Genomic DNA, 15,559 nt, shown 5'->3' with positions numbered 1-15,559 from the left:
TACCGTGGTCGCCAACGTTGTAAAGGATCTGTCGCGGGCCACCGACGCGGGAGGGAGCGGGGACGTGCGCCACCGCCTCAAGGACGTCGCCGAGCGGGCCGGGGTGTCGGTCAAGACCGTGTCGAACGTGGTCAACGGCTACCAGCACGTCCGTCCGGAGACCCGGGCCCGGGTCGAGGCGGCCATCGCCGAACTGCGCTACCGACCCAACCTGTCGGCCCGCAACCTGCGCAAGGGGCGTACCGGCGTGATCGCCCTCGCCGTGCCGGAGCTGGACGTGCCGTACTTCGCCGAGCTGGCGCGGCACGTGGTGGCCGCCGCCGCCGACCACGGCTGGACCGTGCTCATCGACCAGACCGGCGGTGGCCGGGAACGGGAGAAGGTGGCCGCCGCCGGCGTCGGCGACCACATGATCGACGGGTTGATCTTCAGTCCGCTGTCGCTGTCCGCCGACGACCTCGTCGGCCTGGAACTGCCGATGGTGCTGCTCGGCGAGCGGACGGACCACGGCCGGGCCGACCACGTGATGATCGACAACGTGACCGCCGCCCGGGAGATGACCGCCCACCTGATCGGTCTCGGCCGCCGCCGGGTCGCCGCCGTCGGCGCGCAACACACCCCCGAGGGCGCCGGCGCCCGCCTGCGGCTGGCCGGCTACACCGCCGCCCTGGCCGATGCCGGCATCGGGTACGACGAGCGCCTCGTCGCCGCCACGCCGGCCTGGCACCGCGCCGACGGGGCCGCCGCCCTGCGTCACCTGCTCGCCTCCGGTGCCCGCCCGGACGCGGTCTTCTGCTTCAGCGACACCCTCGCCCTCGGCGCGCTGCGCGCCCTGCACGAGGCCGGTCTGCGGGTTCCCGCCGACGTCGCCGTCGCCGGCTTCGACGACATCGAGGACGGCCGGTTCAGCGTCCCCACCCTGACCACGGTCAGCCCGGACAAGGAACGGATCGCCCGGCTCGCCGTCGACCTGCTCGCCGGACGGCTGGCCGGTGAGCGGGACGCACCCGCCCGGGAGGTTACCGCCCCGCACCGGCTGGCCTTCCGGGAGAGCACCACCTGACCCGGCCCGGTCGGGTGGCGTCGCCCCGGTCAGTCGAAGAAGCGGGCCAGGTGGGCGGGGGACACCGGTGGCGCGTCGGCGGGCAGCGGGGTCAGGTCGGCGAAGATGGACGCACCGTCGCAGCCGGCGTGCAGCGGATACCAGCGCGGCGTCCCCGGCGGGCGCTGACCGCACACCCCCTTGATCGTCTGTACGTCCAGCAGCCGCACGTGGGTCGGGTCGGCCACCGCGTTGACATGCCCCCACCAGGGGCTCATCACGTGCAGCACGCCACCCGGGCGCAGCACCCGGTGGCACTCGTCCACGAGCGGCAGGAAGTCGATCAGGTGCTCCAGTATGTGCACCGTGAAGATTACGTCGACGGAGTCGTCGGCCAGCGGCAGCGACCCGGACAGGTCCGCCACCGCGTCCACCCCCGGGGCGGGGAAGATGTCCAACCCCAGGTTCGTCGGGTACTGCTTCTGACCGCCGCAGCCCAGGTCCACCACCACCGGGTCCCGGCCGGCGACCCGCACCCGCCCCCACACGCCGTACACCCCGGCCAGCCGGCCGACCAGCTCGCGGACCAGCCGCAACTGCTCCGGTGCGGGCACCTCCCCGCTCAGGTGGGCGACCCCCCGGTCGAACCGCACCTGGACGCCGAGCCCGCGTAACCGCTCGTCGTGGCGGGCCTGCTCGGCCCAGGCCGCTTCGAGGAACCCGTCGAGCGCCCGCAGCCGTTCGGCCGAGGGCGGTGCCTGCGCCAACGCGACCATGGCCACCTCCCGCCGGCCGTTACCCGCTTCCCGGCCCGGCACACCACCCGATCCGGTGCGCCGGCGTCGGCCGGGTCAGCCGCCAGCGCCGGGTCAGCCGCCGGCTCGTCGGGTCGGCCGGCCGACGGCCCGGATGCGCTGCCGGGGCGCACCTGCCGCCTTCGGGCGCTTGAGGTGGTAGCGGTGCAGCTCGTTGTGGCCCTCCAGGGACGGGTCCTCGCTCATCCCGACGAGTTCCCAGCCCTGGTCACCGGCCCGGTTCAGGTGCGCCAGCGCGGTGTCGCCGTAGGCGGTGACGTCGGTCATCGAGCCGTCCGGGCCGTACCAGACGAAGACGACCTCCCAGCTGAGGTCGGAGGCGGTCGGCTGGCGACGGCGCACCAGCAGCGCGTACTCCCATCTGAGCATGACCCATTGTCACCCGGCGGCCGACGGGCGGCACGGATCAGTCTTCGGCGATCCGCCCGTCGGCGACCCGCAGCCGCCTGTCGACGCTGACCGCCTCCAGCATCCGCCGGTCGTGGGTGACCAGCAGCAGCGTCCCCGGGTAGCCGGCCAGTGCCGACTCCAACTGCTCGATGGCCGGCAGGTCGAGGTGGTTGGTCGGCTCGTCCAGCACCAGCAGGTTGACCCCCCGGCCCTGCAGCAGCGCCAGCGCCGCCCGGGTCCGTTCGCCCGGCGACAGCGTCGCCGCCGGCCGCAGCACGTGCGCGGCGCGCAGGCCGAACTTGGCCAGCAGCGTCCGCACGTCCGCCGGCATCATCTCCGGTACGGCGGCCCCGAACGCCTCCAGCAACGGCTCGTCGCCGAGGAACAGCCCCCGGGCCTGGTCGACCTCGCCGACCACCACCCCCGGCCCGAGCGCGGCGTGCCCGGCGTCGAGCGGCAGCCGGCCCAGCAGCGCGCCGAGCAGGGTGGTCTTGCCGGAGCCGTTCGCCCCGGTGATCGCCACCCGGTCGGCCCAGTCGATCTGGAGGTTCACCGGCCCCAGGGTGAAGGCGCCCCGGCGGACCACCGCGTCGCGCAGCGAGGCCACCACCGCACCGGCCCGGGGCGCGGCGGCGATCTCCATCCGCAGTTCCCACTCCTTGCGGGGCTCCTCGACCACGTCGAGGCGTTCGATCAGCCGCTCGGTCTGCTTCGCCTTCGCCGCCTGCTTCTCCGTCGACTCAGCCCGGAACTTCCGGCCGATCTTGTCATTGTCGGTGGCCTTGCGGCGGGCGTTCTTCACGCCCTTCTCCATCCAGGCCCGCTGGGTGCGGGCACGGGCCTCCAACGCGGCCCGGGTGTCGGCGTACTCCTCGAAGTCGGCGCGGGCGTGCCGGCGGGCCACCTCCCGCTCCTCCAGATACGCGCCGTAGCCGCCGCCGTAGTGCCGGACCTGCTGCTGTGCCAGGTCGAGTTCGAGCACCCGGGTCACCGTCCGGGTCAGGAACTCCCGGTCGTGGCTGACCAGCACCGTGCCGGCGCGCAGCCCGGTGACGAACCGTTCCAGCCGGTCCAGGCCGGCCAGGTCCAGGTCGTTGGTGGGCTCGTCGAGCAGGAAGACGTCGTACCGGCTGAGCAGCAGGGAGGCCAGCCCGGCGCGGGCCGCCTGGCCGCCTGACAGACCGGTCATCGGATGGTCCAGGTCGACGGTGAGCCCCAACTCGGCGGCGACCTGCTCGGCGCGTTCCTCCAGGTCCGCCCCGCCGAGGTCGAGCCACCGCTCCAACGCCCCGGCGTACGCGTCGTCCGCCCCGGTCGTGCCCGCGGTGAGCGCCTCGGCGGCGGCGTCCAGGGCGGCCTGCGCCCCGGTGACCCCGGTCCGTCGGGCCAGGAAGTCGCGGACCGTCTCGCCCGCCCGCCGTTCCGTCTCCTGCGGCAGGTAGCCCACCGAGGCCCCCGGCGGGCTCAGCGTGACGCTGCCCTCCTCCACCGGCTGCACCCCGGCCAGCGTGCGCAGCAGCGTCGACTTGCCGGCCCCGTTGACCCCCACCAGCCCCACCACGTCGCCGGGAGCGACGACCAGGTCGAGGTCAGTGAAGAGCATCCGCTCCCCGTGCCCGGCGGCGAGTCCCTTGGCGATCATCGTGGCGCTCATGAGGCCCCGAGCCTAGCGCCCGCCGATCCGGGGCGGGGACATCGCGCGGCCCGCCCTGCTGCCGCCCAGTCGACGGGGGCGGTGGTCCGTGCGCCAGATCGTGGAGAGTTCTTGCGGCCATGGCGACAACAACTCTCCACGAACCTGCGCCCCTGCCGCCTCTGCCGGTCACCGCCGCCCGTCGCCACCGCCGCCCGTCGCCACCGCCGCCCGTCGTCACCGCCGGCACGTCTCCCGGGGCGGCCGGTGGTCGGGCTGCCGGCCTCGTCGGCGGAAGGTGGGGGAGGGGCGGGAGGAACGGGGGCGGGTGGGGCAAGGTGGGGGTGTGGGATTGACGTTGGCGATCGACTGCGGCGGCGGCGGCATCAAGGGCTCGGTGCTGGACGGGGACGGCACCCTGCGGGCACCGGTGATCCGGGTGGACACCCCGTACCCGTTGCCGCCGGAGCTGTTCGTCAAGACGCTGCTGGAGCTGGCCGGCCGGCTGCCCCCGGCGGACCGGGTCACGGTGGGGATGCCGGGCATGATCCGGCACGGGGTCGTGGTGGCCACGCCGCACTACGTGACCCGGTCCGGGCCGCGCAGCCGGGTCGACCCCGACCTGCTCGCCGAGTGGTCCGGGTACGACGCGCGGCGGGCCGTCACCGAGGCGTTCGGGATGCCGGCGCTGGTGCTCAACGACGCCGAGGTGCACGGTGCGGGGGTGGTCGCCGGGACCGGCTGCGAGCTGGTGCTGACCCTCGGCACCGGGCTGGGCAGCGCGCTCTTCGACGGTGGGCGGCTCGCCCCGCACCTGGAGCTGTCGCACGCCCCGGTCCGCTGGGGCACCACCTACGACACGTACGTCGGGGAGCCGGAGCGGCGGCGGCTCGGCGACGCCTTCTGGTCCCGGCGCATCCGGCAGGTGGTGGACGGGCTGCGGCCGGTGTTCCGCTGGGACCGGCTCTATCTCGGCGGCGGCAACTCGCGGCTGATCCGCCCCGAGCAGGTGGCCCGGATGGGCGACGACGTGGTGATCGTGCCCAACACGGCCGGAATCGTCGGCGGGGTCCGGGCCTGGCAGTTGACGGGCGAACGGGACGAGCCGGCCTCCTGAGCCACAAGTCGACCCCCAGGAACACTCGCGGTACGCCCGGTGTTGTGCCAGCGTCGGAGCAATGGCGACGTGACGCGAGGGGGTGGGTCGGGATGGATCTTCTGGCGGAGTACCGACGGGCGACCATGTACTTCGAGATGGGTGACCCGAGCGGAGCGGTCCGGCTGCTGGAGCCGATCGTGGCGGCCGAGCCCGGCAACTCCTCCGTACGTCAGCTGCTGGCCCGGGCGTACTTCCAGACCGCCCAGCTCGGCCGCGCCGAGGAGCAGTTGCGGGAGCTGGTCGACCGGGACCCCAGCGACCACTACGCCCACCACGTGCTGGGCCGGACGCTGGAGCGGCTGAACCGCTTCCCGGACGCGTTGCGCCACCTGCGCATCGCGGCGGCCATGCACTCGACCAACGACGACTACGTGACCGCGCTGCGCCGGGTGGAGAGCCGGGTCGGCAACGGTCGCTGACGTCTGACGACACCGGGCCGGGGGACGGGGTTTCTACCCGTCCCCCGGCCCGGTTCCGCGTCTGGTCCAGGCCAGGAACCTGTCGAACAGTTCCGTCGGGGTGGGTACGGCGTTCGGGTTGAGGGTGACCAGGTCACCGGTGGCGTCGAACAGCCGCCCGGCCATGTGGACGGACAGCCCAACCCGGTCCCGCCGGTATTCGAGGATCAGCAGCAGCCGGGCGGGCTGACACGGCCAGGGCGCGGCGCACACCCGGCACAACCAGAGCGGCCGCATCGGTACGTGTGGCCGGACAGCCCCGCCTGGGCGGGCATGCACCCGGGAAACGTTCAGCGGTTTCACCGTCTCAGGGTGGTCGCTACGTTACCCCCTAGTCAAGGCCCTAGTAGGGTGTCGCCCAACTAGGGTCTTGCCCAGTGGGGAGGTGTCTAGCCTCCGGTTCATGGGCCGGCATCTCATGGGCGCGTACGAGATCCGGATGCGGCTGGGCGTGAGCAGGCAACGCGTCGAGCAGTTGATGAAGCGCCCCGACTGGCCGAAGCCCTACGAGTCGCTCGCCACCGGCCGGATCTGGCGTACCGAGGACATCGAGGCCTGGATCCGCGAGCACCGGCCGAACCTGCCCGACGAAGCCTGAGCCTCGCGCCGACGCGTGCCGGCCTACGATGGGCCTGCCATGGGGGCTGCGCAGGTGGGGGAGGCGGGATGAAGCTCAAGCTGGACCTGCACGACATCTTCAACAAGGGTCACGACATCGACCGTGCCCTGCGCGGGATCATGGACGAGGCGGTGGCGAAGAAGGCCACCCTGGTCGAGATCATCCCCGGTAAGGGGTCCGGTCAGCTCAAGAAGAAGGTGCTGCGGTTCCTCGACCAGAAGGACGTCAAGCAGCTCTACCACCGGGTCGAGAAGGACTCCAAGAACTTCGGCCGCCTCTTCGTCCACTTCCGTTGGAAGTAGCGCTGTTGGGCGGCGGTTCCTGTGCTCATGTGGACAGCGACGACCGGAGCGTGTCTCCAGCGGGTACGTCGCATTGTTTGGGGAGTTAGCGGATCGATGAGAGCGCGGGGTGGCGCTGGCTGGAACATCTGAGGTGCTCGTATGGCTCATCCTGACGTTGTAGCTTTGGTCATAGGTCGATGACATTCTGTGGTGGTGACGACGACCACTAAGCCTAGTGCTGAGGGTGCTGGCGAGCGAAAGAACCTTCCCCCAGCGATGTTGGCCGCTCTCTGGACCGTCAGTAACGGCCAGTGCTATGCCCCCAACTGCCCAATGCCGGTCGTGCTGGAGGTGCGGCCCGGTGTGTACCAGAAGAACTCTCAGGTAGCCCACATTTACGGCGTGAAGCCGAAGTCTGCCCGGTTCCAGGGAGAGATGTCTGCGGAGGAACGTGACTCGTTTGCCAACTTGCTCCTACTCTGCCTGGCCCATCACGAGGAGGTGGACGGCGACGAGAGCCGGTATACGCCCGAGGTGCTGAAGTCTTGGAAGGCTCGGCATGAGGGTGAGGCGGGCGCCGTGCTTGCCAGGTTGCGAGTACCCGACACTGAGACCCTGGGCAGGGTGCTGACGGAACTCGCGGAACCTCCACTAGAGCGGCTTGAGGCTGTGACCAAGCGGTTGGAGGAGACTGGCGTGGCCAACTCTGAGACCGTCGCGGAGCTTAGAGGCATCATTGCGACCATTGCGGCGGTTGGAGGTGGGGTGAGCGGCCAGACGGCACGGTCCCTTGCTTACGCGGCCGAAGTGTTCGGCGAAGGCAGTTTCGACCGTAGTGCCCGCGCTGCTGCATACGCTGCGGAGGTGTTCGAGGGTGACAGTTTCGGCCGCAGCGTCCGCGCGGCTGCCCAGGTCGCCGATACTTTGCCTCACTTGGTCAAGCAGCTAGAGCGGGCAGTTCGGCGGATGAGTCAGTTCCAATAGTCCCAGGTACGATCACGACGGCCGGTCAGAAGTCCAGGACGGCGACCGTCTCCCCCTCGCTCTGCTCGCCGGTCGGCCGGAAGCCCAGCTTCAGATAGAAGCCCTCCGCCCCGCCCTCGCGGGGCACCCAGGTGACGTACGCCCGGTTGCCGCCCCGGGCGCGGATCTCCGCGCACACCGCCTCGACGGCGAACCGACCGTAACCCTTCCCCTGGTCGTCGGCGGCGATGTTGAGTTTCCAGAGGCCGGACCGGACGTCATCGGGGTTGTCGCCCCACGCGTAGTCGAGGAAGGCCATCAGGAAGCCGACCAACCGGTCGCCGTCGAAGATCAGCCTCGGCCAGGCGATGTCCGGGAAGACGTACGCCTCGGCCAGTGACTTGACCACCGGTCCGACCAGATCCTCCTGATCGGGGCGCACCGACAGTTTGAGCGCCGCCTCGTAGTTCTCCGGGGTGACCTTCTCCAGCCGCATCCTGCGGACCGTAGTCCGCCCCGCCCGGTCCGGGCGACCGGTTATCCGGGCCATCGCACCGTGTTCAGGCTGCCGACAGCTTCCGTACGACGTACTGGTTGAGGCTCATCCCGTCTTCTGCGGCATGGATGGCCAACTCGCGGTGCAGGCTTTCACCGACACGCACGTTGAACTTGCCCGAGTAGCTCCGATCGGCAAACGGCTCCGGGACTTCCTCGCCCTGCTGCTCCAGGTCCGCGACCACCTCACACAGCAGGTCGCGGAGTCCTTGCAGGGCTTCGATCTGCGAGGGGGCCAGCCAGGACAGCGAGGGAAACTCGGCGCAGGTGGCGACGAACTCGTTGTCCTGCGCCGACCACGTGACGCGATAGGTGTAGTGGCTCACCTCGGGGCGAACGTCCTGCATCACATGGCCTCCTTCTTCTCGATCGCCTTGAGGACCTGTCGTACCTGGTAGGCATTGGCCTTGCCTCTGTCGTTCTGAATGTTCACCCGTGGGTCTCCGGCCCACGGCATCTTGAACACCGCGTGGGAGGTGCCCTCCTGCCGAGGCGTTCCGAAGTAGCGCTCGCACACCCGCTTGAGGTCGTCGTAGGCGATGCCCTGTGGGTTGGTCCGCATCGCTTCCATGATCCGACTCACCGAGGAGACAGGCGGATGGTACTACCGGCGGTGCTATGGGCCCAGCCTTCGTCAGATCGTCAGAGTGGATAGGTGCGGGCGACCGCCAGCATCTCCGAGGTGTGCGACCCCACCACCCCCACCCCCGCAGGCCGGGGACGGAACCCCGGCAGCCCCTCCAGCCCGTCGCTGGCGTCCATCGCCCGCACCGCCACCTGCCCCGCCCGGGACACCACGGTCAGGGTGATCTCGACCCCTTCGGCAGGTGGGGCGTGGAAGACGATCCCGAAGCCCCACCGGTCGGCCGGAGTCTCCTCGACGCCCGGCTGCCGCTCGACCGGTACCTCCCGACCGGCCACCTCGGCCCGGGTCACCTCGGCGGTGGTCGTGTCGACGTGCAGGGTGGCCAGCCGGACGGTGCGCTGGGGGAGCAGCCGCAGCCGCAGGGTGCGCAGCCCACCGGCGGTGGTGTCCGCCAGCACCTGCACCGTAGGCGCGGGCAGGTTAGCCGCCGGTGCCGGGCCGCCGCGCAGGTCCGGATCGCCCAGGCCGGGGAAGCCGTCGACGGCGGCGGGACCGTCGACGTATCCGGCGGTCCACGGCTGCGGGTCGGCCTCCCGGGTGAGCCACTGCGCCTCGTTGGTGTCGGCGTCGAGGGCGTACATCAGGTGGGTGGGCACGGGGTGGTCGGCGTCGAACCGGTCGACCGCCAGGCCGACCCCGGCGAACAGGGCGGCGGCGAGCGCGGCGGCGACGGTCGGCAGCGCGCCGAGCCGGCGGGCGCGGGCGGCGACCAGGCCGCGCTGGCCGCCGGCCGCCGGGTGCAGCAGGTCGAGCACCGGCAGCGCGGCCAGCCCGAGCAGCACCGCGAACAGCGCCGCCACCCCACCCATCGCCATCCCCAGCGCAGGGAAGAGCAGCACCACCGTGGGCAGCAGGATCACCACGGCGACCGTGCCGGCCAGGGTCACCGCGACCACCGGCCACGGGCCGTCGATCCGGGTACGCAGCGCCACCAGGCCGGCGACCGCGCCGGCCAGCGCCGGCAGGGTGGCCAGGTACGCCCCACCGGGCACCAGCGCCGCCAGCACCACCCCGAGCACGGCCAGCCAGCCCAGGCCACCGACGGCCAGCGCCGCCGGGCCCACCCGGCGGCGGGTCAGCGCGTACCAGGCGAGCAGGATCGCTGCGGCGAGCGCCACCACCGCCAACCGGTACCAGACCGGCCGGTACGGGTCGAGCAGCTCGGCGTAGCCGGGGCGCAGCGCGGTGATCCCCGCCCACAGCAGTTGGGCGGCGACCGGGGCGGCCACGATCGGCACCAGCGCCAGCCCGAACCCGGCGGCCAGCCGACCGGCCCCGGCCCGACCGGTGCGGCGGACCAGCCAACCCAGGACCAGCACCCCGAGCACCGCCAGGGCGGCCAGTGGCCAGGTCAGCCAGCCGGGGTAGCGGACCAGCCCGCCCGGCACCGGGAAGTAGGTGGCGTCGTGGCCGGCGCGCAGCGCCGTCAGGTCGGTGCGGCCGAACTCCCGGGCCAGCCCGAGCGCGTTGTCGCCGTGCATCTGGAGGCTGCCCCGGTCCATCGCCGCCGGGGTGTCCAGCGGGGTGTGGTAGATCGCGCCCCCGTCGATGTACGCCGCGTTCAACCCGACGAAGTCGTTGTCGAGGAAGGCGGTGAAGTCGGTGTCGTTGGGCAGCGCCCGGTAGATCTCCACCGCGAACGAGGTGCCCACCGGGTGCGGGGCGCCCCGGCCGAAGGCGGCCACCAGTTCGGCGTTGTTCCGGGACGTCTCGAACATGATCACCGGACCGGTGGAGCCCCGCGCCTCCAGGTTGAGCACCACCCCGCCGTCGGCGGCCAGCGGGTGGCTCGCCGCGAAGGCCGCCGCCCCGCACAGGCAGGCCTCCTCGGCGTCGGTCAGCACGAACACGACGTCGTTGCGGGGGCGGGGGCCGGCGGCCAGTGCGCGGGCCACCTCCAGCACGGTGGAGGTGCCGGCCGCGTCGTCGTTGCCACCCGGGCCGGTCTGCACCGAGTCGTAGTGCGCCACCAGGAAGACCCGGCCGGTGGAGGCGGTCCCGGGCAGCCGGGCCACCACGTTGCGGACCCGGGCGAAGGTTGCCCCGCCGGCCGCCCCGCTGAGCTGCCCGGCCTCCGGGGCGACGGTGTCCTGCACCTCGGTCTGCAGGCCCAGCCCGCTCAGCACCCCGACCAGGTGCTCACGGACCTGGTCGTTGGCGGCGCTGCCGGCCGGGTGCGGGCGTTGCGCCACTGTCTGCACCGTCCGGTACGCCCGCCCGGCGCTGAACTCGTCGGCCGGGGCGTCGACCGGCCGGGGCGTCGGGGTGGCCAGGGTGACCAGCACGACCGCGCCCACCGCGACCAGCGCCAGCAGGGCGGCCAGGGCGGCGGGTGGACGACGCCGGGGCCGGGCCAGCGCCCGGTCGGCGGCGGAGGCGGGGGGTGCGCCCACGGGAACTCCTCGGAGGTGGTGCGGAGGTGGTGCACCATCCTGCCCCCGCCGGGGCGCGGCCGGGGCGTACCGGAACCGAACCGTGACGCGCGGCGCTGACCGGACGCTCACCTGGTGACGGCCTTGTCAGGGAACGCCCGGACCGGGCGGACCGTGTTGTGTGCGACCGTTGTCTAATACAGGATCAGCAGGGCACTCGGAAGGAGCCCGACATCACCAGCGAACTCCCGCGTCTCGCGGCGGTGACCCGGTCGCACCGGGGGCCTGGCCTGGCCGGGTCCTCCGTCGCGCCGTACCCGCACGGCGGGCTGGGGCCGCACCCCAGCCTGCCGCCGGGTGAACGGCTGCGGGTGCTGCTGGTCGAGGACGACGAGGGCGACGCCTTCCTGGTCGGCGAGCTGCTCGCCGAGACCAACTCGATGATCGACCTGCTGGTCGCCACCAGCCTCAGCGAGGCCCGGCAGCGCATCGCCGGGGTCGACTGCGTGCTGCTCGACCTCGGCCTGCCCGACGCGCAGGGCCTGGACGGGTTGCGCCGGGTGCTGGAGATGTCCAGCGGCGCGGCGGTCTGCGTGCTGACCGGCCGCTCCGACGAGCACCTCGGCATCGTCGCGGTCGCCGAGGGCGCCCAGGACTACCTGGTCAAGGGGCAGGTCGACGGGGTGCTGCTGACCCGCGCCCTGCGCTACGCGGTGGAACGCAAGCGGGCCGACGAGAACGCCCGCCGGCTGCGCGAGGTCGAGCTGCGCCAGGCCGAGTCGGCCCGACTGGAACGGGGCCTGCTGCCCCAGCCGCTGATGACCACCGACGAGGTGGCGGTGCACACCTTCTACCGGCCGGGCCGGCACGCGGCGCTCATCGGCGGGGACTTCTTCGACGTGGTGCAGACCCGGCCGGACCGGGTCGACCTGATCGTCGGTGACGTCTGCGGGCACGGCGTGGACGAGGCCGCCCTCGGTGTCGAGCTGCGGGTGGCCTGGCGGGCGTTGATCCTGGCCGGGGTGCCCGACGACGAGGTGCTGCCCGCCCTGGAGCAGGTGCTGATGAGCGAGCGCCGGCTCCAGGAGATCTTCGCCACCGTCGCCACCGCCCGGCTCGACCTGGCCGCCAACCGGGCCACCGTCCGGCTGGCCGGCCACCCGCCGCCGCTGCTGCTGTCCGGCGGCAAGGTCGGGCCGGTACCGGCCCGGGGCGGCCTGCTGCTCGGCGTACGACCCCGCCGTCCCGTCGCGTTCGACCTGGAGTTCGACACCGATGACTGGTCCCTGCTGATGTACACCGACGGCCTGATCGAGGGGCGGGTGGGTGACGGCGACGACCGGTTGGACGTCGACGGGCTGACCGGCCTGCTCCAGGAGCGCGCCAACCACGCCGTGCCGCTGTCCGAGCTGCCCGCCTGGCTGGTCGGCCGGGCCGAGCAGATCAACGGCGGGCCGCTCGCCGACGACGTCGCCATGCTGTTGGTCACCCGGGGCGGTGGCCGGTGAACACGTACCGCCGGGGGTGGACCCTGCGTCGCCGGGTGCTGGCGCTGCTGGCCGTGGTCGGCGTGCTGCTGATCGGGTTGGCCGTGGCCGAGGCGGTGGTGGCGGCGAAGAACCGCGCCTACACCGACGCGCTGCTCACCCGCACCGGCCCGCTGCGGGTGCAGGGTCAGGAGATGCTCAACGCGCTGCTCGACCAGGAGACCGGCATCCGGGGGTACGCGGTCAGCGGCAACCGCGCCGACCTGGCCCCGTACGAGCAGGGGGTGCAGCAGGAGCGCGACGTGGCCGCCACGATCGCGGACCTGAGCCGGGACTACCCGGAGGTCGCCGCCGCGCTGCGGACCGCGCAGCAGCAGGCGGCGGACTGGCGGCGGACGGTGGCCGAGCCGGTGATCGCCACCACCGGGAGCAGCGGCACCGCCGCCGGCCAGGCGTTGATCACCGCCCAGGCCCGGCAGCAGTTCGACGAGATCCGGGCGTCGGTCGGCGACCTCCAGACGGCGATCCTGACCGAGCGGGAGAAGGGCGCCCGGGACATCGAGCGCACCGGCAACATGCTGGTGATGCTGCTGATCATCGCGGCGGTGGTGGTCGTCCTGGCGGGCACGCTGATGCTGCTCTCCCTGGAGCGGATGGTGATCCGACCGCTGACCGGCCTGGCGCAGCAGGTGCGGGAGGTCGCCGCGGGCGACTACCAGCACCACATCGCCGGGTCGGGGCCGCCGGAGTTCCGTCGGCTCGCCGACGACGTCGACGTGATGCGGCAGAAGATCGCCAAGGACCTGGCCGAGGTGCGGGCCGCCCGGGAGAACATCGAGTGGGTCAACAGCCAGTTGCAGAAGCAGGCCGAGGAGCTGACCCGCTCCAACCGTGACCTGGAGCAGTTCGCCTACGTCGCCTCGCACGACCTGCAGGAGCCGCTGCGCAAGGTGGCCAGCTTCTGCCAGCTGCTGCAACGCCGGTACGCGGGGCAGCTCGACGAGCGGGCCGACCAGTACATCGCGTTCGCGGTCGACGGCGCGCAGCGGATGCAGCGCCTGATCAACGACCTGCTGGCGTTCTCCCGGATCGGCCGGCTCACCACCGGTTTCGTCGACGTCGACCTGAACAAGGTGATGGGCGACGTGGCCAGCCAGACCGAGCCGGGCCGGCAGTACGCCGACGCCGAGCTGACCTGGGGCGAGCTGCCGGTGATCCGGGGCGAGGAGCCGCTGCTCACCAACCTGCTGGTCAACCTGGTCAGCAACTCGGTGAAGTTCCGCCGCCCGGACGTCGCGCCGAAGGTGCGGGTCTCGGCCCGGCTGGTCGGTGACGAGTGGGAGATCACCTGCCAGGACAACGGCATCGGCATCGAGGCCGAGTTCGCCGACAAGATCTTCGTGATCTTTCAGCGGCTGCACGCCAAGGACGCCTACCCTGGCACCGGCATCGGCCTGGCCATCGTCAAGAAGATCGTCGAGTACCACGGCGGTCGGGTCTGGGTCGACACCGACCAGGCCGAGGGGACGGCGATCCGGTTCACCCTGCCGGCCCGGCCGGAGGACGTCGAGGCGGCGAAGGCGGCGGCCGAGGCGGACGCGGCGGCGACCGAAGGGGACACCGACGTGCCGGCCGACGGGGAGAGCCCGGCGACGACCGACGACGCCGCCCCCGGCCCGGTCGGGGAGACGGCCGACGAGGCCGGCCCGGCGGCCCGACCGACGCCGGTCGGCCGGCAACCGGACGGCACGCAGGACGAGGACCCACCCGGCGGGCCGCCGGGGCACGGCACGACGGGTGGCACGAAGGAGAGGGTCGGATGACCGCGCCGGCGGACGGCAAGAGCCCGATCGAGGTCCTGCTCGTCGAGGACGACCCGGGTGACGTGTTGATGACCCAGGAGGCGTTCGAGGAGCACAAGCTCCGCAACCGGTTGACGGTCGTCTCCGACGGCGCCGAGGCGCTGGCCTACCTGCGGCGCGAGGGCCGGTACGCGGACGCGGTGACCCCCGACCTGATCCTGCTCGACCTGAACCTGCCCCGCCGGGACGGCCGGGAGGTGTTGGAGGAGATCAAGAACGACGAGGAGCTGCGCCGCATTCCGGTGGTGGTGCTGACCACCTCCCAGGCCGACGAGGACATCCTGCGCAGTTACCAGCTGCACGCCAACGCCTACGTGACCAAGCCGGTGGACTTCGAGCGTTTCATCTCGGTGGTCCGCCAGATCGACGAGTTCTTCGTCAGCGTGGTCAAGCTGCCGCCGCGTGGCTGACCACCTGCTCGACGACGTCGACGCGCTGCTGCGGGAGACCGCGGCGAGCGTGGTGTTGCCGCTGTTCCGCAAGCTGGACGACGCCGACGTCACCGAGAAGGCACCGGGTGACCTGGTCACCGTCGCCGACCAGCGGGCCGAGGAGCGGATCTCGGCGGAGTTGCGCCGGTTGCTGCCGGGTTCCCGGGTCGTCGGCGAGGAGGCGGTCGCCGCGGACGGCTCGCTGCTGCGTCACCTGCGCGGCGACGGCGACGTGTGGGTGGTCGACCCGGTCGACGGGACGGGGAACTTCGCCGCCGGGCGGCGACCGTTCGCGCTGATGGTGGCCCTGCTCTCCGACGGCGAGCCGGCCGCGTCCTGGGTGTTCGACCCGTTGGCCGGGACGATGGCCGTGGCCCGCGCCGGGGCCGGCACCCGGCTGGACGGCCGGCCGGTACGCGAGACCCCCGTCCTGCCGCCGGACCGGCTGCGCGGCACCGCGATGGTGCAGTACCTGCCCCGGGCCACCCGGGACCGGGTGGCGGCCGGCGAGGGCCGGATCGGGGAGCTGCTGCCCGGCCAGCACTGCGCCGGGCGGGAGTACCTCGACCTGCTCACCGGTGACCAGCAGTTCGTCCTGTTCTGGCGGACCCTGCCCTGGGACCATGCCCCCGGCACGCTGCTGGTGCGCGAGGCCGGCGGGGTGGCCCGCCGCTTCGACGGCACCGACTACCACCCGGCCGACGACGGCACGGGCCTGCTGGTCGCCTCCGACGAGCAGACGTGGCACGAGGTCCACGCCGCCCTGCTCGGCGACTGACCCGCCGGTCCGGCTCCGGGGCTCCGGCGGGCCGCGCCACCGGCCCGGCCGCCGGCTCCACCGCC

18 protein-coding genes are annotated in these 15,559 nt (G+C 72.6%); 10 read left to right on the top strand and 8 right to left on the bottom strand.

Features of this window, described 5'->3' with window-relative positions:
• Positions 1-64: 64 nt before the first annotated feature.
• Positions 65-1,063, top strand: coding sequence for a LacI family DNA-binding transcriptional regulator (locus ACN261_RS05725; RefSeq protein ID WP_421484305.1), 999 nt, complete (start codon positions 65-67; stop codon positions 1,061-1,063).
• A gap of 29 nt (positions 1,064-1,092) precedes the next feature.
• Here the strand turns inward: ACN261_RS05725 and ACN261_RS05720 are convergent, their stop codons facing one another.
• The 3 genes from ACN261_RS05720 to ACN261_RS05710 all read right to left on the bottom strand — a co-directional run bounded on the left by ACN261_RS05720 (position 1,093) and on the right by ACN261_RS05710 (position 3,901).
• Positions 1,093-1,818, bottom strand: coding sequence for a methyltransferase domain-containing protein (locus tag ACN261_RS05720; protein WP_421484304.1), 726 nt, complete (start codon positions 1,816-1,818; stop codon positions 1,093-1,095).
• Between the two features lie 93 nt (positions 1,819-1,911).
• A complete protein-coding gene (locus ACN261_RS05715) occupies positions 1,912-2,226 on the bottom strand; it encodes a hypothetical protein (RefSeq protein WP_088646124.1) in 315 nt (104 codons plus the stop codon).
• Between the two features lie 37 nt (positions 2,227-2,263).
• Positions 2,264-3,901 (bottom strand): ABC-F family ATP-binding cassette domain-containing protein, encoded by a 1,638-nt coding sequence (locus ACN261_RS05710; RefSeq protein ID WP_425848772.1) that lies wholly within the window; start codon positions 3,899-3,901, stop codon positions 2,264-2,266.
• 325 nt (positions 3,902-4,226) lie between these two features.
• Between ACN261_RS05710 and ACN261_RS05705 the strand changes: the two genes are divergently transcribed.
• Both ACN261_RS05705 and ACN261_RS05700 read left to right on the top strand, forming a co-directional pair.
• Positions 4,227-4,997, top strand: coding sequence for an ROK family protein (locus ACN261_RS05705; protein ID WP_421484302.1), 771 nt, complete (start codon positions 4,227-4,229; stop codon positions 4,995-4,997).
• Positions 4,998-5,089: 92 nt separating this feature from the next.
• Positions 5,090-5,458, top strand: coding sequence for a tetratricopeptide repeat protein (locus tag ACN261_RS05700; RefSeq protein WP_421484301.1), 369 nt, complete (start codon positions 5,090-5,092; stop codon positions 5,456-5,458).
• Between the two features lie 33 nt (positions 5,459-5,491).
• Here ACN261_RS05700 and ACN261_RS05695 read toward each other — a convergent pair whose 3' ends face one another.
• The gene (locus ACN261_RS05695) at positions 5,492-5,734 is read right to left on the bottom strand and encodes a hypothetical protein (protein ID WP_425848769.1); all 243 of its coding nucleotides are present in this window, start codon (positions 5,732-5,734) and stop codon (positions 5,492-5,494) included.
• A gap of 166 nt (positions 5,735-5,900) precedes the next feature.
• On the opposite strand from ACN261_RS05695, the gene ACN261_RS05690 reads away from it, so the two are divergent.
• The 3 genes from ACN261_RS05690 (at position 5,901) to ACN261_RS05680 (ending at position 7,384) form a co-directional block, all read left to right on the top strand.
• On the top strand, positions 5,901-6,095 hold the full coding sequence (locus ACN261_RS05690) for a helix-turn-helix transcriptional regulator (protein ID WP_067315487.1): 195 nt from the start codon (positions 5,901-5,903) through the stop codon (positions 6,093-6,095).
• Between the two features lie 68 nt (positions 6,096-6,163).
• Positions 6,164-6,418: a Smr/MutS family protein gene (locus ACN261_RS05685; protein WP_067315484.1), complete on the top strand. Its 255-nt coding sequence runs from the start codon at positions 6,164-6,166 to the stop codon at positions 6,416-6,418.
• A gap of 195 nt (positions 6,419-6,613) precedes the next feature.
• A complete protein-coding gene (locus ACN261_RS05680) occupies positions 6,614-7,384 on the top strand; it encodes a hypothetical protein (RefSeq protein ID WP_425848767.1) in 771 nt (256 codons plus the stop codon).
• 25 nt (positions 7,385-7,409) lie between these two features.
• On the opposite strand, the gene ACN261_RS05675 is transcribed toward ACN261_RS05680, so the two are convergent.
• The 4 genes from ACN261_RS05675 to ACN261_RS05660 form a co-directional block, all read right to left on the bottom strand.
• Positions 7,410-7,859: a GNAT family N-acetyltransferase gene (locus ACN261_RS05675; RefSeq protein WP_363791570.1), complete on the bottom strand. Its 450-nt coding sequence runs from the start codon at positions 7,857-7,859 to the stop codon at positions 7,410-7,412.
• A gap of 64 nt (positions 7,860-7,923) precedes the next feature.
• Entirely contained in the window at positions 7,924-8,265 is a 342-nt protein-coding gene (locus tag ACN261_RS05670; RefSeq protein ID WP_329015147.1) for a type II toxin-antitoxin system HicB family antitoxin, read from the bottom strand.
• The gene (locus ACN261_RS05665; protein WP_425848763.1) at positions 8,265-8,480 is read right to left on the bottom strand and encodes a toxin HicA; all 216 of its coding nucleotides are present in this window, start codon (positions 8,478-8,480) and stop codon (positions 8,265-8,267) included. The genes ACN261_RS05670 and ACN261_RS05665 overlap by 1 nt, the downstream gene beginning before the upstream one ends.
• Positions 8,481-8,560: 80 nt before the next feature.
• Positions 8,561-10,957 (bottom strand): M28 family peptidase, encoded by a 2,397-nt coding sequence (locus ACN261_RS05660; protein ID WP_425848761.1) that lies wholly within the window; start codon positions 10,955-10,957, stop codon positions 8,561-8,563.
• A gap of 242 nt (positions 10,958-11,199) precedes the next feature.
• Here ACN261_RS05660 and ACN261_RS05655 point away from each other — a divergent pair, with 242 nt between their 5' ends.
• Genes ACN261_RS05655 through ACN261_RS05640 form a run of 4 tightly spaced genes read left to right on the top strand, consistent with a single transcriptional unit; the run spans position 11,200 to position 15,494 of the window.
• Positions 11,200-12,444 (top strand): PP2C family protein-serine/threonine phosphatase, encoded by a 1,245-nt coding sequence (locus tag ACN261_RS05655; protein ID WP_425848759.1) that lies wholly within the window; start codon positions 11,200-11,202, stop codon positions 12,442-12,444.
• The gene (locus ACN261_RS05650) at positions 12,441-14,246 is read left to right on the top strand and encodes a sensor histidine kinase (RefSeq protein WP_425848757.1); all 1,806 of its coding nucleotides are present in this window, start codon (positions 12,441-12,443) and stop codon (positions 14,244-14,246) included. The genes ACN261_RS05655 and ACN261_RS05650 overlap by 4 nt, the downstream gene beginning before the upstream one ends.
• Positions 14,243-14,695, top strand: coding sequence for a response regulator (locus ACN261_RS05645; protein WP_088644726.1), 453 nt, complete (start codon positions 14,243-14,245; stop codon positions 14,693-14,695). Before ACN261_RS05650 ends, ACN261_RS05645 begins: the two co-directional genes overlap by 4 nt.
• Complete coding sequence (locus ACN261_RS05640) at positions 14,688-15,494, top strand: inositol monophosphatase family protein (protein WP_425848755.1); 807 nt, start codon at positions 14,688-14,690, stop codon at positions 15,492-15,494. The genes ACN261_RS05645 and ACN261_RS05640 overlap by 8 nt, the downstream gene beginning before the upstream one ends.
• Positions 15,495-15,559: the final 65 nt, after the last annotated feature.

The sequence above is a fragment of the Micromonospora sp. WMMD723 genome, assembly GCF_049863385.1.
GTDB classification, from domain to species: Bacteria; Actinomycetota; Actinomycetes; order Mycobacteriales; family Micromonosporaceae; genus Micromonospora; species Micromonospora wenchangensis.
Note: the sequence above shows the minus strand (reverse complement) of the source record. Positions and strands in the feature narration are given on the sequence as shown.